At 42.8% G+C, this 20858-nt stretch carries 16 protein-coding genes, 3 tRNA genes, 4 rRNA genes, 1 other RNA gene and 1 other annotated feature (1 of these 25 running past the window's edge); of the genes, 4 read left to right on the top strand and 20 right to left on the bottom strand.

Features of this window, described 5'->3' with window-relative positions; all coding sequences use genetic code 11:
* Positions 1-59: 59 nt before the first annotated feature.
* The 11 genes from MUG87_RS12720 to tadA form a co-directional block, all read right to left on the bottom strand.
* Positions 60-2977 (bottom strand): 23S ribosomal RNA (locus MUG87_RS12720).
* A gap of 59 nt (positions 2978-3036) precedes the next feature.
* Positions 3037-3112 (bottom strand) — tRNA-Ala (locus MUG87_RS12715).
* A 15-nt stretch (positions 3113-3127) separates the two neighbouring features.
* Positions 3128-3204: transfer RNA gene (locus MUG87_RS12710), tRNA-Ile, on the bottom strand.
* 86 nt (positions 3205-3290) lie between these two features.
* Positions 3291-4826 (bottom strand): 16S ribosomal RNA (locus MUG87_RS12705).
* Together the 16S and 23S rRNA genes with 2 tRNA genes alongside form the textbook arrangement of a ribosomal RNA operon.
* Before the next feature lie 462 nt (positions 4827-5288).
* Positions 5289-5558 (bottom strand): pro-sigmaK processing inhibitor BofA family protein, encoded by a 270-nt coding sequence (locus tag MUG87_RS12700; protein ID WP_247082647.1) that lies wholly within the window; start codon positions 5556-5558, stop codon positions 5289-5291.
* A 190-nt stretch (positions 5559-5748) separates the two neighbouring features.
* Positions 5749-5967, bottom strand: coding sequence for a YaaL family protein (locus tag MUG87_RS12695; RefSeq protein ID WP_247082645.1), 219 nt, complete (start codon positions 5965-5967; stop codon positions 5749-5751).
* An 11-nt stretch (positions 5968-5978) separates the two neighbouring features.
* Positions 5979-6575, bottom strand: a complete 597-nt coding sequence (gene recR, locus MUG87_RS12690; protein WP_247082643.1) for a recombination mediator RecR — start codon at positions 6573-6575, stop codon at positions 5979-5981.
* 12 nt (positions 6576-6587) lie between these two features.
* Positions 6588-6914 (bottom strand): YbaB/EbfC family nucleoid-associated protein, encoded by a 327-nt coding sequence (locus MUG87_RS12685; protein WP_247082641.1) that lies wholly within the window; start codon positions 6912-6914, stop codon positions 6588-6590.
* Positions 6915-6931: 17 nt separating this feature from the next.
* A complete protein-coding gene (gene dnaX / locus MUG87_RS12680) occupies positions 6932-8590 on the bottom strand; it encodes a DNA polymerase III subunit gamma/tau (protein ID WP_247082639.1) in 1659 nt (552 codons plus the stop codon).
* A 130-nt stretch (positions 8591-8720) separates the two neighbouring features.
* Positions 8721-8984, bottom strand: an RNA gene (gene ffs, locus MUG87_RS12675) — signal recognition particle sRNA large type.
* A gap of 76 nt (positions 8985-9060) precedes the next feature.
* Complete coding sequence (tadA, locus tag MUG87_RS12670; protein WP_247082637.1) at positions 9061-9552, bottom strand: tRNA adenosine(34) deaminase TadA; 492 nt, start codon at positions 9550-9552, stop codon at positions 9061-9063.
* A 76-nt stretch (positions 9553-9628) separates the two neighbouring features.
* On the opposite strand from tadA, the gene MUG87_RS12665 reads away from it, so the two are divergent.
* The 3 genes from MUG87_RS12665 (at position 9629) to MUG87_RS12655 (ending at position 11610) form a co-directional block, all read left to right on the top strand.
* Positions 9629-10168 (top strand): cysteine hydrolase family protein, encoded by a 540-nt coding sequence (locus MUG87_RS12665; protein WP_247082635.1) that lies wholly within the window; start codon positions 9629-9631, stop codon positions 10166-10168.
* Positions 10169-10303: 135 nt separating this feature from the next.
* Entirely contained in the window at positions 10304-10942 is a 639-nt protein-coding gene (locus MUG87_RS12660; RefSeq protein ID WP_247082633.1) for a deoxynucleoside kinase, read from the top strand.
* Complete coding sequence (locus tag MUG87_RS12655) at positions 10942-11610, top strand: deoxynucleoside kinase (protein WP_247082631.1); 669 nt, start codon at positions 10942-10944, stop codon at positions 11608-11610. The genes MUG87_RS12660 and MUG87_RS12655 overlap by 1 nt, the downstream gene beginning before the upstream one ends.
* Before the next feature lie 28 nt (positions 11611-11638).
* Here the strand turns inward: MUG87_RS12655 and MUG87_RS12650 are convergent, their stop codons facing one another.
* The 7 genes from MUG87_RS12650 to guaB all read right to left on the bottom strand — a co-directional run bounded on the left by MUG87_RS12650 (position 11639) and on the right by guaB (position 18676).
* On the bottom strand, positions 11639-11986 hold the full coding sequence (locus MUG87_RS12650) for a DUF3797 domain-containing protein (protein WP_247082629.1): 348 nt from the start codon (positions 11984-11986) through the stop codon (positions 11639-11641).
* Positions 11987-12081: 95 nt separating this feature from the next.
* Positions 12082-12174: transfer RNA gene (locus MUG87_RS12645), tRNA-Ser, on the bottom strand.
* A 125-nt stretch (positions 12175-12299) separates the two neighbouring features.
* Complete coding sequence (gene serS, locus MUG87_RS12640) at positions 12300-13574, bottom strand: serine--tRNA ligase (protein WP_247082627.1); 1275 nt, start codon at positions 13572-13574, stop codon at positions 12300-12302.
* A gap of 250 nt (positions 13575-13824) precedes the next feature.
* Positions 13825-14027, bottom strand: a binding site (T-box leader).
* 50 nt (positions 14028-14077) lie between these two features.
* Positions 14078-14668 (bottom strand): pyridoxal 5'-phosphate synthase glutaminase subunit PdxT, encoded by a 591-nt coding sequence (gene pdxT, locus MUG87_RS12635; protein ID WP_247082625.1) that lies wholly within the window; start codon positions 14666-14668, stop codon positions 14078-14080.
* 15 nt (positions 14669-14683) lie between these two features.
* On the bottom strand, positions 14684-15568 hold the full coding sequence (gene pdxS, locus MUG87_RS12630; RefSeq protein WP_247082623.1) for a pyridoxal 5'-phosphate synthase lyase subunit PdxS: 885 nt from the start codon (positions 15566-15568) through the stop codon (positions 14684-14686).
* Positions 15569-15803: 235 nt separating this feature from the next.
* Complete coding sequence (locus MUG87_RS12625; RefSeq protein ID WP_281503650.1) at positions 15804-17114, bottom strand: D-alanyl-D-alanine carboxypeptidase family protein; 1311 nt, start codon at positions 17112-17114, stop codon at positions 15804-15806.
* A gap of 98 nt (positions 17115-17212) precedes the next feature.
* A complete protein-coding gene (gene guaB, locus MUG87_RS12620; RefSeq protein ID WP_247082621.1) occupies positions 17213-18676 on the bottom strand; it encodes an IMP dehydrogenase in 1464 nt (487 codons plus the stop codon).
* A gap of 116 nt (positions 18677-18792) precedes the next feature.
* On the opposite strand from guaB, the gene MUG87_RS12615 reads away from it, so the two are divergent.
* Positions 18793-19761, top strand: a complete 969-nt coding sequence (locus MUG87_RS12615; protein WP_247082619.1) for a YaaC family protein — start codon at positions 18793-18795, stop codon at positions 19759-19761.
* 65 nt (positions 19762-19826) lie between these two features.
* On the opposite strand, the gene rrf is transcribed toward MUG87_RS12615, so the two are convergent.
* Positions 19827-19942: ribosomal RNA gene (gene rrf, locus MUG87_RS12610) — 5S ribosomal RNA — on the bottom strand.
* Positions 19943-20023: 81 nt separating this feature from the next.
* Positions 20024-20858, bottom strand: a 23S ribosomal RNA gene (locus tag MUG87_RS12605) (it continues 2085 nt past the right edge of the window).

Here is a 20858-nt window from a genome sequence, read left to right as displayed (position 1 = left end):
AAACTGGATAACAAGTGTGTAATCTAGCTCCAGCTCGCTAAACGCTCGCCTCTGCTTTTTTGGTTAAGTCCTCGATCGATTAGTATCAGTCAGCTCCACACGTCGCCGCGCTTCCACCTCTGACCTATCAACCTGATCATCTTTCAGGGATCTTACTAGCTTGACGCTATGGGAAATCTCATCTTGAGGGGGGCTTCATGCTTAGATGCTTTCAGCACTTATCCCGTCCGCACATAGCTACCCAGCGATGCCCTTGGCAGAACAACTGGTACACCAGCGGTGCGTCCATCCCGGTCCTCTCGTACTAAGGACAGCTCCTCTCAAATTTCCTGCGCCCGCGACGGATAGGGACCGAACTGTCTCACGACGTTCTGAACCCAGCTCGCGTACCGCTTTAATGGGCGAACAGCCCAACCCTTGGGACCGACTACAGCCCCAGGATGCGATGAGCCGACATCGAGGTGCCAAACCTCCCCGTCGATGTGGACTCTTGGGGGAGATAAGCCTGTTATCCCCGGGGTAGCTTTTATCCGTTGAGCGATGGCCCTTCCATGCGGAACCACCGGATCACTAAGCCCGACTTTCGTCCCTGCTCGACTTGTAGGTCTCGCAGTCAAGCTCCCTTATGCCTTTACACTCTTCGAATGATTTCCAACCATTCTGAGGGAACCTTTGGGCGCCTCCGTTACATTTTAGGAGGCGACCGCCCCAGTCAAACTGCCCACCTGACACTGTCTCCCGCCCCGATAGAGGGGCGCGGGTTAGAACTTCAATACAGCCAGGGTAGTATCCCACCGACGCCTCCACCGAAGCTGGCGCTCCGGGTTCATAGGCTCCTACCTATCCTGTACAAGCTGTACCAAAATTCAATATCAGGCTACAGTAAAGCTCCACGGGGTCTTTCCGTCCTGTCGCGGGTAACCTGCATCTTCACAGGTACTATAATTTCACCGAGTCTCTGGTTGAGACAGTGCCCAAATCGTTACACCTTTCGTGCGGGTCGGAACTTACCCGACAAGGAATTTCGCTACCTTAGGACCGTTATAGTTACGGCCGCCGTTTACTGGGGCTTCGGTTCAAAGCTTCGCTTGCGCTAACCTCTCCCCTTAACCTTCCAGCACCGGGCAGGTGTCAGCCCCTATACTTCGCCTTGCGGCTTCGCAGAGACCTGTGTTTTTGCTAAACAGTCGCTTGGGCCTTTTCACTGCGGCTCTCGCTAGAGAGCACCCCTTCTCCCGAAGTTACGGGGTCATTTTGCCGAGTTCCTTAACCAGAGTTCTCTCGCACACCTTAGGATTCTCTCCTCGCCTACCTGTGTCGGTTTGCGGTACAGGCACCTTTTACCTCGCTAGAAGCTTTTCTTGGCAGTGTGGAATCAGAGAGTTCGCCCATACGGGCTTCCCCATCACAGCTCAGCCTTACGATGAGCGGATTTGCCTACTCATCAGCCTAACTGCTTAGACGCACGCGACCAGCGGTGCGCATCTCCTATCCTCCTGCGTCCCTCCATTGCTCAAACGGTAAAGAGGTGGTACAGGAATATCAACCTGTTGTCCATCGCCTACGCCTGTCGGCCTCGGCTTAGGTCCTGACTAACCCTGAGCGGACGAGCCTTCCTCAGGAAACCTTAGGCATACGGTGGATGGGATTCTCACCCATCTTTCGCTACTCATACCGGCATTCTCACTTCTAAGCGCTCCACCAGTCCTTACGGTCTGACTTCACAGCCCTTAGAACGCTCCCCTACCACTGATACCTTTGGTATCAATCTGCAGCTTCGGTAGTATGTTTAGCCCCGGTACATTTTCGGCGCAGAGTCACTCGACTAGTGAGCTATTACGCACTCTTTAAATGGTGGCTGCTTCTAAGCCAACATCCTAGTTGTCTAAGCAACTCCACATCCTTTTCCACTTAACATACATTTTGGGACCTTAGCTGGCAGTCTGGGCTGTTTCCCTTTTGACCACGGATCTTATCACTCGTAGTCTGACTCCCAAGGAATAAGTCATTGGCATTCGGAGTTTGACTGAATTCGGTAACCCGAGGGGGGCCCCTAGTCCAATCAGTGCTCTACCTCCAAGACTCTCACACTTGAGGCTAGCCCTAAAGCTATTTCGGGAGAACCAGCTATCTCCAGGTTCGATTGGAATTTCTCCGCTACCCACACCTCATCCCCGCACTTTTCAACGTGCGTGGGTTCGGGCCTCCATTCAGTGTTACCTGAACTTCACCCTGGACATGGGTAGATCACCTGGTTTCGGGTCTACGACCACGTACTATGTCGCCCTATTCAGACTCGCTTTCGCTGCGGCTCCGTCTTATCAACTTAACCTTGCACGGGATCGTAACTCGCCGGTTCATTCTACAAAAGGCACGCCATCACCCGTAAATGGGCTCTGACTACTTGTAGGCACACGGTTTCAGGATCTCTTTCACTCCCCTTCCGGGGTGCTTTTCACCTTTCCCTCACGGTACTGGTTCACTATCGGTCACTAGGGAGTATTTAGCCTTGGGAGATGGTCCTCCCGGATTCCGACGGAATTTCACGTGTTCCGCCGTACTCAGGATCCGCTCAAGAGGGAACGAAGTTTCAACTACAGGGTTGTTACCTTCTATGACAGGCCTTTCCAGACCGTTTCGTCTACCTCGTTCCTTTGTAACTCCGTATAGAGCGTCCTACAACCCCAAGAGGCAAGCCTCTTGGTTTGGGCTAATTCCGTTTCGCTCGCCGCTACTTAGGAAATCGCATTTGCTTTCTCTTCCTCCAGGTACTTAGATGTTTCAGTTCCCTGGGTCTGCCTTCCTTACCCTATGTATTCAGATAAGGATACCATTCCATTACGAATGGTGAGTTTCCTCATTCGGAGATCTCCGGATCATAGCTTACTTACAGCTCCCGAAGCATTTCGGTGTTAGTCCCGTCCTTCATCGGCTCCTAGTGCCAAGGCATCCACCGTGCGCCCTTTCTAACTTAACCATTAAAAAGTTTACACTTTTTGAATTACACTTGTATTGTTATCCAGTTTTCAAAGAACATGGTGGAGCCTAGCGGGATCGAACCGCTGACCTCCTGCGTGCAAGGCAGGCGCTCTCCCAGCTGAGCTAAGGCCCCGTTATTCAGAAAGTATGGTGGGCCTAAATGGACTCGAACCATCGACCTCACGCTTATCAGGCGTGCGCTCTAACCAGCTGAGCTATAGGCCCATACTTATTGAGTTGAACACTCAAAACTAAACAAAACAGAGAACGTCTTTTCATACAATGAACAGCGTTCATTGATGTCTCCATAGAAAGGAGGTGATCCAGCCGCACCTTCCGATACGGCTACCTTGTTACGACTTCACCCCAATCATCTGTCCCACCTTAGGCGGCTGGCTCCTTACGGTTACCCCACCGACTTCGGGTGTTACAAACTCTCGTGGTGTGACGGGCGGTGTGTACAAGGCCCGGGAACGTATTCACCGCGGCATGCTGATCCGCGATTACTAGCGATTCCGGCTTCATGCAGGCGAGTTGCAGCCTGCAATCCGAACTGAGAACAATTTTATGGGATTCGCTCCACCTCGCGGTCTCGCAACCCTTTGTATTGTCCATTGTAGCACGTGTGTAGCCCAGGTCATAAGGGGCATGATGATTTGACGTCATCCCCACCTTCCTCCGGTTTGTCACCGGCAGTCACCTTAGAGTGCCCAACTGAATGCTGGCAACTAAGATCAAGGGTTGCGCTCGTTGCGGGACTTAACCCAACATCTCACGACACGAGCTGACGACAACCATGCACCACCTGTCACTCTGTCCCCGAAGGGAAAGCCCTATCTCTAGGGTTGTCAGAGGATGTCAAGACCTGGTAAGGTTCTTCGCGTTGCTTCGAATTAAACCACATGCTCCACCGCTTGTGCGGGCCCCCGTCAATTCCTTTGAGTTTCAGCCTTGCGGCCGTACTCCCCAGGCGGAGTGCTTAATGCGTTAACTTCAGCACTAAAGGGCGGAAACCCTCTAACACTTAGCACTCATCGTTTACGGCGTGGACTACCAGGGTATCTAATCCTGTTTGCTCCCCACGCTTTCGCGCCTCAGCGTCAGTTACAGACCAAAGAGCCGCCTTCGCCACTGGTGTTCCTCCACATCTCTACGCATTTCACCGCTACACGTGGAATTCCGCTCTTCTCTTCTGCACTCAAGTCTCCCAGTTTCCAATGACCCTCCACGGTTGAGCCGTGGGCTTTCACATCAGACTTAAAAGACCGCCTGCGCGCGCTTTACGCCCAATAATTCCGGATAACGCTCGCCACCTACGTATTACCGCGGCTGCTGGCACGTAGTTAGCCGTGGCTTTCTAATCAGGTACCGTCAAGGTACGAGCAGTTACTCTCGTACTTGTTCTTCCCTGACAACAGAGTTTTACGACCCGAAAGCCTTCATCACTCACGCGGCGTTGCTCGGTCAGGCTTTCGCCCATTGCCGAAGATTCCCTACTGCTGCCTCCCGTAGGAGTCTGGGCCGTGTCTCAGTCCCAGTGTGGCCGATCACCCTCTCAGGTCGGCTACGCATCGTCGCCTTGGTGAGCCGTTACCTCACCAACTAGCTAATGCGACGCGGGTCCATCTGTAAGTGATAGCCGAAGCCATCTTTCCATTTTGAACCATGCAGTTCAAAAACATATCCGGTATTAGCTTCGGTTTCCCGAAGTTATCCCAGTCTTACAGGCAGGTTACCCACGTGTTACTCACCCGTCCGCCGCTAACCTCCGAAGAGGTCCGCTCGACTTGCATGTATTAGGCACGCCGCCAGCGTTCATCCTGAGCCAGGATCAAACTCTCCATAAAAGTGTTTGTCTAGCTAAAATAAATGTTGACGTTTCATGTTTTGTTTAGTTTTCAAAGTTCATTTGCCGCCGAAGCGACTTTATTATCATATAACATCCAAATCCTGAAGTCAACAACTTTTTTCATAGTGTCGCTGACGACATTTATTAATATACCATGTACATAACCTATGGTCAACACTTTTTTAACTTTTTTATCATAACAATTTTATCATTTTAATTATGAGTCACATTAAAGCGTGGTGTTGATAATTAGCACTTGTTGATTAGAGTGAAGAAGTTAAGGCTTCTGTGAAAAAAGTCAGTCAAAAAGAGAGTACACAGATGCGTAGCGCGGAGGAGACTATCTGACCGCCCGATGAAAATGAGCATCGACACAACCAAACTATAAAAAACCACCCTTTTTGTCTCGTAAGGATGGTTTTACCTAAAACAAGAACATCATTATAAAGTGCCTCTTCTCTTAAAGAGGGATAATATACAGCTGAATCACAGCTAGTGCAATTATTCCTGGTATTCCTAAAATTCCTGTTATAGATGCGGTAACTGCATTAATAGGAACATGCAAGCCATACTTGGATCCTGCCATGTTCAGCACAAATAAAAAGATAGCCCCTAGTAATATCTTTACTATTGTCCCCCCTACGAAGCGAATCGGTTTAAGCGGAGCCCCAATTAATAACAGCATGACAATTAAACCTACTATGCATGAAATTACAAGTAAGTTGTTCATTTTTCATCCCCCTTATAACTTGTACTATTATACTTATGAGGAGCTTTTGAAAAATACAACCTATGTTAGAGAACTCTAACTATACTTTCATGCTGATTTTTATAGTAACTAAATCTTGTAGCGACTTCATATAATTATAGATTTACTTCCCATCAAACAGAAAAAAAAGACGCCTTTTTAAGACGTCTTTTTACTTTCTTAATGAGACTTTACGTAATTTCGCTTCTCTTAATGCATAAAAGTACTTCACTTCGGCTAGTTGCAGATGACATAATACCTCTTCAGATGGCTCTAGACTCTGTTCAACTATACGCTTTTGCCTCATCCACTCTTGCTTTAATTCTTCTAATAGTTCAATAAATTTTCTATCATACTGACGTCTAATGTGACCTTTACGGCGAAAAATCATAATTAGACCTCCTACAGCTCTCTACGGCCTTCTAAGGCTTTAGAAAGAGTAACTTCATCGGCATACTCCAAATCTCCTCCAACAGGCAATCCATGAGCGATTCGCGTCACTTTAATACCTGACGGCTTCAATAAGCGCGATATATACATAGCCGTTGCTTCTCCCTCAATGTTTGGATTAGTAGCCAGTATGACCTCTTTAACCATTTCATCATGCAGACGTTTTAATAAATCAGGAATATCAATATCTTCTGGACCAATTCCCTCCATTGGAGAGATTGCGCCGTGCAGAACATGATATACGCCTTGGTATTCTTTCATTTTTTCCATTGCAATTACATCTTTTGGCTCTTGTACTACACAAATCACTGACTTATCGCGGCTATTATCTTCACATATATAGCAAGGATCACGATCAGTAATGTGTCCGCAAACGGAACAATAGGTTAGATTGCGTTTAGCATTTACAAGTGCCTTCGCAAAATCTAATACATCGTCTTCCTTCATGTTAAGTACGAAAAAAGCCAATCGAACTGCTGTTTTTGGGCCAATGCCGGGTAGTTTCATAAAGCTATCTATAAGCTTTGATATCGGTTCTGGATAGTGCACTGGTATCTCCCCTTAGAAAAGTCCGCCCGGTAGATTCAATCCTTTTGTGAATTGTCCCATAGTAGACATTGTTAAGTCTTCAATTTTCTTTAATGCATCATTTGTAGCTGCCATTACTAAATCTTGAAGCATTTCAATGTCATCTGGATCTACTACGTCTTCTTTAATCTTCACTTCAAGCACTTGTTTATTACCGTTTACCACAACAGTTACCATACCGCCACCTGCAGTACCTTCAACTGTTTTTTCAAGAAGCTCCTCTTGTGCAGCCTGCATTTGTTTTTGCATTTTTTGCATTTGTTTCATCATATTATTCATATTTCCCATACCACGCATCATTTCAATTCCTCCTAGATTTATTCTTGTATTTCTACTAGTTCTTGGCCTACTAATTTAATTGCTTCTGCTACAATAGGATCTTCGGCCTTAGGAGTATCTTCGACTTGTTCTTTTAAAAAGCCTTCTCGAATTTTACTCCACTCAGATTTGGGAACAGCTATCATATTGAATTGTTCCCCTAATAAATCATATAAGATTTGCTCGACTGTGTCTGTACCATCTTGATTTTCCCCAGCCATTTTACAATGAATTTCATACTCAAATGCCAGTACATAGGCTCCAGCAGCCGCTGCGACGGGCTCACTTTTTTCGAGCAACACGGCGTATGCAACCTTATTTCTTGCCTTTAGCTGGTCTAAAACCTCTCCCCAAGCACCTTTCAGTTTTTCTAAATCTTTGCGAGTAGCATTTTTTAAGACCTCATGAATGCGTCCTATCGGGAGCTTTAATGTTGTTTTTGCACTTGGTTTAGCAGTTTTCTTTGGCTCAGGTGGAGCTGCTACAACACCGTTTCTTTTCAATTCTTTAAGGGCATGCTCCATTTCCTGCAAACGCTGCATTACTGCCTCTAAACGATCTCCCCCTCGCAGTGCGAATTGCTGACAGAGCTTGACCATTACCACTTCAAGAAAAATACGCGGGTGATTTGTCCATTTCATTTCTTGCTGACTTTTACTAAGTGTATGAATTATATCGTAAATTGCATCTGCTTGTATCTTATCACTGAAGCTACGGAACGATTCGTCAACAACCACTCTTTCCAGTAAATCCTCAAGTCCAGAAGAAGTTTGATATAGTAACATATCACGAAAATAATAAATAAAATCTTCCATAAAACGTAATGGATCTTTTCCTTGATTCATCATACGATTAACAATCCGTAAAGCTTCTGCTACATTGTTATTGTATATACATTCAACCAACTGATTTAAATATTGCTGTGATACAGAGCCTGTTACAGTGAGCACTTCTTCTGCAGTAACCTCGTTTTCACTATAAGAAATTGCCTGATCTAGCAAGCTTAACGCATCACGCATACCACCTTCAGCGGTTCTTGCAACAATATGAAGAGCTTCATCCGTTATAGTAATATGTTCATTATGTACAACGGTTGTTAAGCGTTCTACGATATCCTGAACAGAAATTTTCCTGAACTCAAAGCGTTGACACCGCGATATAATTGTTGGCGGTATTTTATGAGGCTCTGTTGTAGCCAAAATAAAAATAACGTGCTTTGGAGGTTCTTCTAACGTTTTTAACAACGCATTGAATGCGCCAATCGATAGCATGTGAACCTCGTCAATGATATATACTTTGTAACGAACTGAACTTGGTGCATATTTGACTTTATCGCGAATATCACGGATTTCATCTACACCATTATTCGAAGCTGCATCTATTTCTAATACATCCCCAATTGTTCCGTCTGTTATCCCTAAACAAGAAGGACAAGTATTACATGGCTCTGCAGTAGGTGCTTGCTCGCAGTTTACAGCTTTAGCAAAAACTTTCGCAATTGTCGTTTTCCCTGTACCGCGCGGACCAGAAAACAAGTACGCATGTGATACCTTTTGTTGTAGAAGGGCATTTTGCAGCGTCTTCGTTACATGCTTTTGACCTACCACATCTTCAAACATTTGTGGTCGCCACGTTCGATAAAGCGCCTGATATGACACGAGAGCGTTGCCTCCCTCAAACTTTTTTATTCATTTTATTATACCTTATTTGCAACTTTGATTCCATTTCAAAAAAGGCTATCAAAAAACCCACTCTTCATAGAGTGGGTTTATGATTTAAGTTAAACTGCCGTGCACCTTTCGTCGATTATGTGCCATAAGCGTTACTTAAGCAGTTAGCTCGGCCCAGGCACCCCTGCGGCACACGAGAGCTTCCGCTTATTGCTGCTTCCTTCCGGACCTGACAAGGTTCACGGATTCCCGTTGCGCAGGACCCAGACGTCAACGCCACTTACTTAAGGCAGCCCTACAGCAGCATAACCTCGGAAAGGAATTCGGCCTCGCTAGAGCGGATTGCGAGTACAGGGCACCGCTACCTCCCCGCTTAGCACGGCAAAGTTAAAACCATATTTAGTTGCCTTGTTGAAGGCACTATTAGTATAACGCGTTTCTACATAAATTGCAACTTGTCACTTTTTGCTATTGTCAGCCAGCTTCTTTTCTTTTTTCTTTTGCCTAAGTTTGCGAAAAAAATCTGATAATAACTGCCCGCATTCCTCTTGTAAAACACCGCTTATGACCTGTGCTTGGTGATTAAATCTCTCTTCATTCAATAAATTCATTAAAGTTCCTGCACATCCACCTTTCGGGTCTGCTGCTCCGTATACCACTCTTTTTACACGAGATAATACGATAGCACCCGCGCACATGGGGCAAGGTTCTAATGTAACATATAGCGTCACATCCTCAAGTCTCCATGTTCCTAGCTTTTTACAAGCTTCATCAATTGCCAGAAGTTCCGCATGTGCAATAGCACGTTGCTCAATTTCCCTTAAGTTATGAGCACGACTAATAACTTGATCTTGCCATACAATAACAGCCCCAATTGGAACCTCATCAATTGCTTCCGCTTTTTTTGCCTCTTCAATCGCCATTTGCATGTAATACTCATCCGTATACATTTAATAATCCTTTCTTTGTTACAAATAACTTTTTTCCTTTCTACCAAAACTAAACCGAAAGGAAGGAGAATGCAATATGAAAGATACTGCATTATTAATTATAGATATGATTAATGACTTTGATTTTGAGCATGGTCCAACTCTTGCACATAAATGTAGAGAAATCGTCCCGGCCATTATAAACTTAAAAAATTTTGCTAATCAACACGACATACCTATCATTTATATTAATGACCATTATAATATTTGGCAGACAGATATGAAAAAAATTATTGCTCATTGCAGCAATACATTAAATAAAACTTGGCTTAATGATATTTCTCCCGGTGAAAGTGATTACTTTCTCATCAAGCCACATTATTCAGCTTTTTACGAAACACCTTTAAACACATTACTTGGATATCTTAAAATCCAATCTCTTATTTTAACAGGTATAGCTGGTAACATCTGTGTGTTGTTCACAGCAAATGACGCACATATGCGAAATTACAAATTATATGTCCCTCATGACTGTATTGCATCTAATTCTGATAAAGATAATGATCATGCGCTACAAGTAATGTCACATATTTTAAAAGCGGATACATCCCACTCTACCTTGTTATTTACACAATAGGTTTGCTGTACTAGTATAAATTTCTAAACAAATTTTTGTAAAGAATTCGTCCTTTTACGTCCTCTCTTGTGCTACAATAATCCTGTTTTGATTTTTTTGTTCGTCTTAAGACGCCGTGGTAAAGGAGGAGCAACAATGGTAAAAGTACCTTTTATAACTGTAGAGGGGCCGATCGGTGTCGGAAAAACTTCACTTGCCAAAGCTATATCAGATTATTTCGGTCTTCATTTATTAAAAGAGATTGTAGATGAAAATCCTTTCTTAGGGAAGTTTTATGAAAACATCAGCGAATGGAGCTTTCAGACAGAAATGTTTTTCCTCTGCAATCGCTATAAGCAACTAGAAGATATCCACACCAAGTACCTGCAACAAGATAAGCCAGTTGTAGCAGATTATCATATCTTCAAAAACTTAATTTTTGCATCCAGAACTTTGCAACCAGCTCAATATAACAAGTATATTAACATTTATGAGATTCTCACACGAGACATGCCTGTACCCAATGTTATCATATACTTAACAGCAAGCTTAGAGACCCTGCAAAAGCGTATTGCCATGCGTGGTCGTGAGTTTGAAAAAAATATGAATCCGCAGTACTTAGTACAACTTATTGCGGACTACGAAACTGCCATGGACACTTTCATTGCAGAGCACCCGCACATTCCTGTGTTGAAATTCAACGGTGACAATATCGATTTTGTTAATAACGAAGCTGATTTGAAAGCCATTCTATCCGCGTTAGAAAATACGCTTAAAAAGGAGATCACACTCTAATGAACTTAAGACAAAAATATGATATCCCTAACGATGCGGTGATTACAATTGCCGGTACAGTAGGTGTAGGAAAATCTACGATGACTAATGCACTTGCTAATGCGTTATCATATCGAACTTCCTTTGAAAAGGTTGATACAAACCCTTACTTGGACAAATTTTATGCAGACTTCACCCGCTGGAGCTTTCACCTGCAAATTTATTTTTTAGCTGAACGCTTTAAAGAGCAAAAGAGAATTTTTGAATATGGCGGTGGTTTTATACAAGACCGCTCTATCTATGAAGATACAGGCATTTTTGCCAAGATGCATTTTGAGAAGGGAACCATGACAACTACAGACTACGAGACGTATAAAGGTCTTTTTGATGCAATGGTCATGACACCATACTTCCCACACCCTGACCTGCTCATTTATTTGGAAGGATCTTTCGAAGATATTGTAGATCGTATCCGTGAGCGCGGCAGACCAATGGAGCAGCAAACACCGATTGAATATTGGAAAGAAATGCACGAACGCTATGAAAATTGGATTAACAACTTTAATGCTTGTCCTGTATTACGTTTGAACATTAATGAATATGATATTATCCAAGATAGTGGCTCTATCGAACCAATTGTTGAGAAAATTGGGCATTTTATTAAACACACAAGAAAGCTTGTGAAATAAAAAATAATCCCGTGCATGATGCACGGGATTATTTTCGTTTAGTTGGCGCGATAATTTCTTGTTCACTCTTACCGGCATTGATTCGCTGACGTACAGTTGTTTGACCGATGCCATAAGTATCAGAAATTTCTTTTACAGTCATCTCTACACCGTTAATAACAGCAGTCAAAGTTTTGCCACGACGCTTCGCAGTCTTAGGTTGTACAGTAGACTGCATCTTACATACACAGCCGCAAAGCTTACGAAATGCTTCTTCACTTACCATATTTGAAACGTTTGCACCACTATTTAAAATTCTATTTCGTTTACAGCTGGGACATTGTACAAAATATAATGTTTTCCCCTTCATAGGGAATGTTTGGATGAGAAGATTCATAGCTGCTCCTTTCTCATTGTTAAAAATAAAAACCCGTTACAGCAGGTAACGAGTTTCACAATCTCAACTTATATGCGCTGTTGTCAATAATATTATGGCGGAGGAAGAGGGATTCGAACCCCCGCGCGGCTCTCACCGCCTGTCGGTTTTCAAGACCGATCCCTTCAGCCGGACTTGGGTATTCCTCCGTATTGACATGAAATATAATATCAAATTGCTATTTATTAGTCAAGCAAAAAATGTTTAATAAAGAAAACTAATATTTTAAACAAACTAGAATGGGTATCTTATTGATACCCATCCGTAGCTCATATTATTTAATTACGTCCTTATTACCCATATAAGGACGTAAAACTTCCGGAATCACGACAGAGCCATCTTCCTGCTGATAGTTCTCAAGAATCGCAGCTACTGTACGCCCGATTGCCAGACCAGAACCATTCAGTGTATGAACATGTTCAGGTTTCCCGTTTGCTTCGCGTCTAAAACGAATATTGGCACGACGTGCTTGGAAGCTCTCAAAATTACTGCAAGAAGAAATCTCACGATAAGAGCCATAGCTAGGAATCCATACTTCAATATCATACTTCTTGGCAGCCGTAAATCCTAAATCTCCTGTACACATACTGAGAACGCGGTATGGGAGGCCTAAAAGCTGCAATACACGTTCAGCATTCGCTGTCAGCTTCTCAAGCTCTTCATAAGAATCCTCAGGTTTCACAAACTTTACCAGCTCCACTTTGTTGAATTGATGCTGACGTATCAAGCCGCGTGTGTCGCGACCAGCAGATCCTGCTTCAGAGCGGAAGCATGCGCTAAATGCCGCATATTGAATTGGTAAGATATCTCCATTTAAAATCTCGTCACGATGCATATTCGTTACCGGCACTTCCGCTGTAGGAATTAAGAAATAATCTTCACTTTCGATACGGAATGCGTCTTCTTCAAATTTAGGAAGCTGTCCTGTTCCTGTCATGCTATCACGGTTTACGATGTATGGAGGGAGAACCTCTTCATAGCCATGTTCATCTGTATGAAGATCTAACATGAAGTTAAATAAAGCGCGTTCTAATCTTGCACCTAAGCCTTTATAGAATACGAAACGACTTCCTGTTACCTTCCCTGCGCGCTCAAAATCTAGAATATTAAGGTCAGTTGCGATATCCCAATGCGCTTTTGGTTCAAAGCCGAAATCACGAACCTCTCCCCATTTTCGTACCTCTACGTTATCGTCCTCTGTTTCACCTACTGGTACAGATTCATGTGGTAAGTTAGGAACAGAGAGCATTAATTGTTCTAAGTCATGCTCTACAACACGAAGTTCTTCATCAAGACCTTTAATACGATCTCCTACTTCACGCATTTCTAGAATTAAAGCTTCTGCATCTTGTTTCTGACGTTTTAACACAGAAATTTGTTGAGACACCTCATTACGCTTGCTTTTCAGCTCCTCTGTTTGTACAAGAAGTTCACGTCTTTTCGTATCTAGTTCTTCAAAACGTCCAAAATCGGTTAAATCCTCGCCTCTATGCTGAAGCTTTGCTTTTACTTCTTCAAAATTTGCGCGTACATACTTGATATCCAGCATTCTGTTTCCTCCTTCTTTCATAAAACCTTTTTATAAACAGGCTCTGTTAAAGCTCATTGTTGATTTCCGTTACGGGGGTTCGCTTTCCGCGGGCGGTCAGGAAGCCTCCTCAGCGCTATGCGCCTGCAGGGTCTCCCTTTGACCCGCTTTTCCCGCAAGAGCCTCTCCCCTTCACTCCAATTAACAAGTGCCAATTATCAACATTAGGCTCTAACACAGCCATAAACAACAAAAAACTCCCGTCCCCTTGGAAAGGGACGAGAGTTTACCCGCGTTGCCACCCTAATTGAAAGCATATGCTTTCCTCTTTACAGAATTAACGACTCTTCGCCGGAAGCGCTTATTCACGCCCTGCTCCAGGGTGGATTCGTAAGCTACTTTTATCGGTTTGCACCACCCACCGACTCTCTGTAAAAAGAAAAGCTTATTACTATGCCCTATCAACGCTTTTGTTATATAAGTTACCATCAATTTACTATAATCTTGTACAACTTGCAAGTTGCTTATACAACTTTTTTCGCTTTTGCTTCTTTAACCATATCAACAAAGTATGCTGTCATGCGATGATCGTCTGTTAATTCTGGATGGAAAGAAGCAGCCAAAAGATGACCTTGACGAACAGCTACAATACGATCTCCATGAACAGAAAGTACCTCTACTTCATCTCCTACGCTTACAACATAAGGCGCACGTATAAATACACCGACAAAATCTTCTCCCACACCTTTAATGGATAATGCTGCTTCAAAGCTTTCACGCTGTCTACCAAATGCGTTTCTTTCTACAGTAATATTCATTACGCCAAGGTGAGGTTCTTTATAATCCACTAAATTCTTGGCCAATAGGATCATCCCCGCACATGTACCGAACAAAGGTTTACCTTCATTTGCAAATGCACGTAGTGGTTCCATAAAGCCATATTTGTCAATTAGTCTTCGCATCGTTGTACTCTCGCCGCCTGGTAAGATAAGAGCGTCAATTTCTTGTAATTGCTCAATCTTTTTTACAACAACAGCTTTAGCACCGGATGCTTCAATTGATACTATATGCTCGCGAACTGCACCCTGCAGTCCCAATACACCGATTGTTATCATGTATAAAGCTCCTTTTTACCAGCCGCGTTCTTGCATACGCTCTTGTGGAAGTAATGAAGAAATTTCAATACCCTTCATTGGATTTCCAAGACCTTTAGATAGACTTGCAATTAGTTCATAATCTTCATAATGTGTAGTTGCTTCTACGATTGCACGAGCGAATTGTGCTGGGTTATCTGACTTAAAGATACCAGAACCAACAAATACACCGTCCGCACCCAATTGCATCATTAAAGCCGCATCAGCTGGTGTTGCTACACCGCCTGCTGCAAAGTTAACTACAGGTAAACGACCTAGGCGTTTAATTTCTAATAATACTTCATAAGGAGCACCTGTTAATTTTGCGTATGTCATTAATTCATCTTCACGCATAGCCGCAACCTGACGAATTTCAGCATTTACTTGGCGCATATGACGAACTGCTTCTACAATGTTACCTGTTCCTGGCTCACCTTTTGTACGAAGCATAGAAGCGCCTTCAGCAATACGTCTTGCAGCTTCACCGATGTCACGGCAGCCACAAACAAACGGTACAGTATAATCACTCTTAAGCAAGTGATATACTTCATCAGCTGGTGTTAATACTTCACTTTCATCAATGTAGTCTACACCCAATGCCTCTAATACGCGTGCTTCTACAATGTGGCCAATACGGCATTTTGCCATAACTGGGATAGATACCGCTGACATTACTTCTTCTACAATTGTAGGGTCAGCCATACGAGACACGCCGCCTGCAGCGCGAATATCAGCTGGTACACGCTCCAATGCCATGACAGCCACTGCACCTGCTTCTTCAGCAATTTTTGCTTGCTCAGCGTTAATTACATCCATAATTACGCCGCCTTTTTGCATTTCTGCCATACCGCGCTTCACGCGCTCTGTTCCTGTTAAGTTCATCTAGAAAGCCCCCTCATCTATATTCATCATTATTTTGCATCAAAAGATTAAGAATACTCTTACATTCTATCACTACCTATTACATCTTTGTCTACTATTTTTTACTTAGAATACAGAAGTTGTTTTAGGTAATTTCCGTACGTTATTACATAATATAGAATCTGATGTTCTGATATGGATATCATATAGAAGATATAATAAATAAAAACTGCTCATTTATGAGCAGTTTTTATCTTTAGCCTGTAATTTTCCCTACTGCGCTATCCCATAGGTTTCCGAAGAATGAACCAATGCTGCGCATAGTTAGCACAAACCAATTTGCTTTTTCTACTTTTTCAGTTGTTACAAGAGGTACCTTAAGCTCTTTTCCAGATAGAAATCCACTATTTTGTTTATCTTTAGAAGCAACAGTCAGAAAGCCAACTTGCTCCTTGGCTTTCAACGGTGCTTTTAGCTCGCCTTTATTTAAACTATAGCCTATCTGATAAGGATTTTTCTCCCCTTTAGGTACCGGTACTTTAATAGCTGATGCAGTCTCAATGTTCACTTCTTTTTCTTTACCATTTGGTACAGCTACTGTTTTCTTGTCTTTTGGCTGGTACCCTTTTTTATACAGCTCTTTCATTTCGAATCCACTAAATCCATAATCAAAAAGCTTTTTTGTTTCTTGGAAACGCGCTTCATAAGATTCTGTTTTAATGACTACTGCAATTAAACGCATGTTATCACGTTTAGCAGTACCCGTGAAACAATAACCTGCCGCAGGTGTTGAGCCTGTCTTAAGACCATCTACACCCTCATATCCATACACAAGGCCTTTTAACATCCAGTTCCAGTTATCCATTTGAACCGGATACTTTCCGCCTTCTTGAAACACCTTCTTAGTAATTTTAGCCGTATCTAAAATGTCAGGATAATCTTTAATTAAACGTTGTGCCAAAAGTGCTGAATCGCTCGCGGACATTTTGTTTTCCTCATCCGCACTTGTACCTTCAGGATGTTTTCCCTTTAAATCGCTATTTGTTAAACCAGTTGAGTTTACAAATTTTGAATTAAGAAGACCTAATTCTTTTGCTTTTTTATTCATTTCTTTCACAAAATTACCTTCTGAGCCGCTTATCAATTCAGCCAAAGCGATTGCTGCACCGTTCGCTGAATAAATAGCTACTGCTTCATATAACTCTTTTACAGTGTAAGATCCGCCGTTTTCTAAAGGTACATTAGACAAGCTACGATCTTGTGAAATAAGATGCGCATATTCAGAGGCTTGCGTTTTTTGTGTCCATTTTATTTTCCCTTTTGCAACTGCCTCGTGAACCAAGTACTCTGTCATCATTTTTGTCATACTCGCAATCGGTAAAGATTGATCTTTATTTTTTGCATATAAAATTTTGCCTGAATCTGCTTCTATTAGAATCGCTGCTTCACCTTTAATATCTAATCCTGTGTTGCTTTCTGCAGATGCTTTATATGTAAAAAACATACTAAAAAGCAACGTAAATGCCATCATTGTCGCAATTACTCGATTTTGAAACACAAATTTCACTTTGAAACCTCCTAAAAAACGTTTTCACATAAAAGCTATTCTAACACATTCCCAAAAAAATGGACAGGGATAGTCTGTCCCTGTCCAAAACTGGAATATTATAATGAATAGTTTGGTGCTTCTTTCGTAATTTGGATATCATGCGGATGACTTTCACGTAATCCTGCGCCGCTCATACGAATAAATTGTGCATTTTCACGTAGATCCTCTAAGTCTTTAGATCCACAGTAACCCATACCAGAGCGAAGCCCGCCTACTAGTTGATGTACTGTATCTGCCAAAGGTCCTTTGTAAGGAACGCGTCCTTCAATGCCTTCCGGTACAAGCTTCTTATTTCCTTCTTGGAAATAACGATCTTTACTTCCACTTTCCATTGCACCAACAGAACCCATACCACGGTATACTTTAAAACGACGTCCTTGGTAAATTTCTGTTTCGCCAGGGCTTTCTGATACACCTGCAAAAATACTACCAAGCATAACAACATGAGCTCCTGCTGCTAACGCTTTTACAATATCTCCGGAGTACTTAATCCCACCATCTGCAATAACAGGAACACCATATTTACGAGCCTCAGTCGCGCAATCATAAACAGCTGTTAGCTGAGGGACACCTACACCTGCAACTACACGTGTTGTACAGATAGACCCAGGTCCTATCCCTACTTTAACGATGTTAGCTCCTGCTTCAATTAAGTCACGAGTTGCTTCAGCTGTTGCCACGTTACCAGCAATAATATTTAATTTAGGATACTTTGCTCGAATCTCTTTTACCTTATCTAGCACACCTTTAGAATGGCCATGTGCTGTATCAAGTACAATTACATCTACATTAGCTTTTACTAACGCATCAACACGTACCATCGCATCAGGAGTAACGCCTACTGCAGCACCAACAAGTAATCGTCCTTGCTTGTCTTTGGCTGAGTTAGGAAACTCAATTACTTTTTCAATATCTTTAATTGTGATAAGACCTTGTAGTACACCGTCTTGATCAACAAGGGGAAGTTTTTCAATCTTATGCTTTTGTAAAATCTTTTCCGCTTCGTTCAATGTAGTTCCGACAGGTGCAACAATTAGGTTTTCTTTTGTCATAACATCAGAAATCTTAATTGAGTAATCCTGAATAAAACGTAAGTCACGATTTGTAAGAATACCCACTAGCTGACGATCAGCTTCGTTATTGACAATAGGTACACCTGAAATGCGATATTTTCCCATTAAATGCTCAGCATCATATACTTGATGCTCGGGCGTTAAAAAGAACGGATCTGTAATAACTCCGCTTTCACATCTCTTTACTTTATCTACTTGATCAGCTTGCTGCTCAATCGACATATTCTTATGAATAATACCTAGTCCACCTTGACGAGCCATGGCAATTGCCATCTCAGATTCAGTTACCGTGTCCATACCTGCACTTAAGATAGGGATATTGAGTTGTAACGTCTCAGATAAAACGGATTTTACACTAACCTCTCTTGGTAACACCTCAGACTTAGCTGGTACAAGTAAAACATCATCAAACGTTAAGCCTTCTTTTACAAATTTTGATTCCCACATAAGCTTTTCCCCTCCTGATTGCTAAAATATTATTTGTAGCTTAACAATTGGGCAAAATACTGTCAAGGAAGGTTGTATATGTTAGAATTTTTAAATTATTTAAGGAGTCATTTACTATGGATATAAACCTGATTTGGAGGGAGCTTAGTTTTTTTACTTCCTCCTTACATTCCCAAAAATATCTTTCTCATTGTTATAAACAATTAAAGATTGCAGAGCACGATAAGAAAAGCTTTGATAACTGTTACCCGTTTATTTATTATCTTGAACATGGTAAGAGTTATTATGAGTCCGCAAAAATATCGCCTCTTTCTATTCGTCCTGTTCTTTTGTTTTACGGTATGATTCAACTGCTAAAGGCTTGTCTCTTAACAGTAGACCCCAATTATCCAGAATCTACATCTGTTTTAGCACATGGTGTAACAACACGAAAACGAAAGAAACAAAGCTACGAATTTCTGCAAGATGAAGTGAAAATACAAAGAAACGGTTTATATACTCATATTGCAGAAAAGATGTTTTATATGCGTCATCTAGAGGGTGAAAAGTGTAGTATGGAAAATTTACTGAAACTGGTCGGAGAGTTAGGAAGGCTCTTTACATACAGCAAAAAGGCTCCTGAGCTCTATCCTATTGTACGAATGGATGATCACATAGTTTCTATATCTAAGCTAGTTTTAGACCGCTACAACATGACTGAGAAGCGTTTTATTGAATACTTACAAACTGCCTGTCCTTCTTTACATATAGAGCCCTCTACTAAAAAAGATAAGCATAACATTATATTGCATTCACCTAAGACAAATTGGGCTGGATTACAAAAAAGTCCACTTGTCTATCATATGTATGAAGATACCTATTATTTGCCAAGCAATCGCGAACAAATGAGTGCCTTTTCTGAAATACTAGTTCATTATTTAGTGCTCTATAATTTGAGCATGATCTCCAGGTATGAAACAGAGTGGTGGAGTGAGCTCTTACACAGTTATGCGACAGAAGATTATCCTTTTATTAATCAATTTCTAGCTGTATCTGCTGATAAAATTCCTTATTATATCTATCATTACTTAATGTCTAAAGCTTAATATAAGACAATATAACTTTCTTATATAAAACAAAAAAGCCGGTCAAAATGACCGGCCTACTGTGTGCCTAGCGACGTCCTACTCTCACAGGGACAAGGTCCCAACTACCCTCGGCGCAAAAGAGCTTAACTTCCGTGTTCGGTATGGGAACGGGTGTGACCTCTTTGCCATCATCACTAGACATATGAAGGCATGTTCCTTCAAAACTGGATAACAAGTGTGTAATCTAGCTCCAGCTCGCTAAACGCTCGCTTCTGCTTTTTTGGTTAAGTCCTCGATCGATTAGTATCAGTCAGCTCCACACGTCGCCGCGCTTCCACCTCTGACCTATCAACCTGATCATCTTTCAGGGATCTTACTAGCTTGACGCTATGGGAAATCTCATCTTGAGGGGGGCTTCATGCTTAGATGCTTTCAGCACTTATCCCGTCCGCACATAGCTACCCAGCGATGCCCTTGGCAGAACAACTGGTACACCAGCGGTGCGTCCATCCCGGTCCTCTCGTACTAAGGACAGCTCCTCTCAAATTTCCTGCGCCCGCGACGGATAGGGACCGAACTGTCTCACGACGTTCTGAACCCAGCTCGCGTACCGCTTTAATGGGCGAACAGCCCAACCCTTGGGACCGACTACAGCCCCAGGATGCGATGAGCCGACATCGAGGTGCCAAACCTCCCCGTCGATGTGGACTCTTGGGGGAGATAAGCCTGTTATCCCCGGGGTAGCTTTTATCCGTTGAGCGATGGCCCTTCCATGCGGAACCACCGGATCACTAAGCCCGACTTTCGTCCCTGCTCGACTTGTAGGTCTCGCAGTCAAGCTCCCTTATGCCTTTACACTCTTCGAATGATTTCCAACCATTCTGAGGGAACCTTTGGGCGCCTCCGTTACATTTTAGGAGGCGACCGCCCCAGTCAAACTGCCCACCTGACACTGTCTCCCGCCCCGATGTAGGGGCGCGGGTTAGAACTTCAATACAGCCAGGGTAGTATCCCACCGACGCCTCCACCGAAGCTGGCGCTCCGGGTTCATAGGCTCCTACCTATCCTGTACAAGCTGTACCAAAATTCAATATCAGGCTACAGTAAAGCTCCAC

This window comes from Ectobacillus sp. JY-23, assembly GCF_023022965.1.
Classification (GTDB): domain Bacteria; phylum Bacillota; class Bacilli; order Bacillales; family Bacillaceae_G; genus Ectobacillus.
The sequence above is the reverse complement of the archived record's forward strand: the minus strand, read 5'-3'. Positions and strand labels throughout refer to the sequence as shown.

Bases quoted from the DNA above. Each gene is read 5' to 3' on its own strand.
- tadA (WP_247082637.1), bottom strand. From the start codon at position 9,552: ATGTATACGGATGAGTATTACATGCAAATGGCGATTGAAGAGGCAAAA.
- guaB (WP_247082621.1), bottom strand. From the start codon at position 18,676: ATGTGGGAATCAAAATTTGTAAAAGAAGGCTTAACGTTTGATGATGTT.
- pdxT (WP_247082625.1), bottom strand. From the start codon at position 14,668: ATGATAACAATCGGTGTATTGGGACTGCAGGGTGCAGTTCGCGAGCAT.
- MUG87_RS12695 (WP_247082645.1), bottom strand. From the start codon at position 5,967: ATGATTTTTCGCCGTAAAGGTCACATTAGACGTCAGTATGATAGAAAA.
- MUG87_RS12615 (WP_247082619.1), top strand. From the start codon at position 18,793: ATGGATATAAACCTGATTTGGAGGGAGCTTAGTTTTTTTACTTCCTCC.
- serS (WP_247082627.1), bottom strand. From the start codon at position 13,574: ATGCTGGATATCAAGTATGTACGCGCAAATTTTGAAGAAGTAAAAGCA.
- MUG87_RS12665 (WP_247082635.1), top strand. From the start codon at position 9,629: ATGAAAGATACTGCATTATTAATTATAGATATGATTAATGACTTTGAT.
- MUG87_RS12650 (WP_247082629.1), bottom strand. From the start codon at position 11,986: ATGAATCTTCTCATCCAAACATTCCCTATGAAGGGGAAAACATTATAT.
- MUG87_RS12700 (WP_247082647.1), bottom strand. From the start codon at position 5,558: ATGAACAACTTACTTGTAATTTCATGCATAGTAGGTTTAATTGTCATG.
- MUG87_RS12655 (WP_247082631.1), top strand. From the start codon at position 10,942: ATGAACTTAAGACAAAAATATGATATCCCTAACGATGCGGTGATTACA.
- MUG87_RS12685 (WP_247082641.1), bottom strand. From the start codon at position 6,914: ATGATGCGTGGTATGGGAAATATGAATAATATGATGAAACAAATGCAA.
- MUG87_RS12660 (WP_247082633.1), top strand. From the start codon at position 10,304: ATGGTAAAAGTACCTTTTATAACTGTAGAGGGGCCGATCGGTGTCGGA.
- pdxS (WP_247082623.1), bottom strand. From the start codon at position 15,568: ATGAACTTAACAGGAACAGAGCGCGTGAAGCGCGGTATGGCAGAAATG.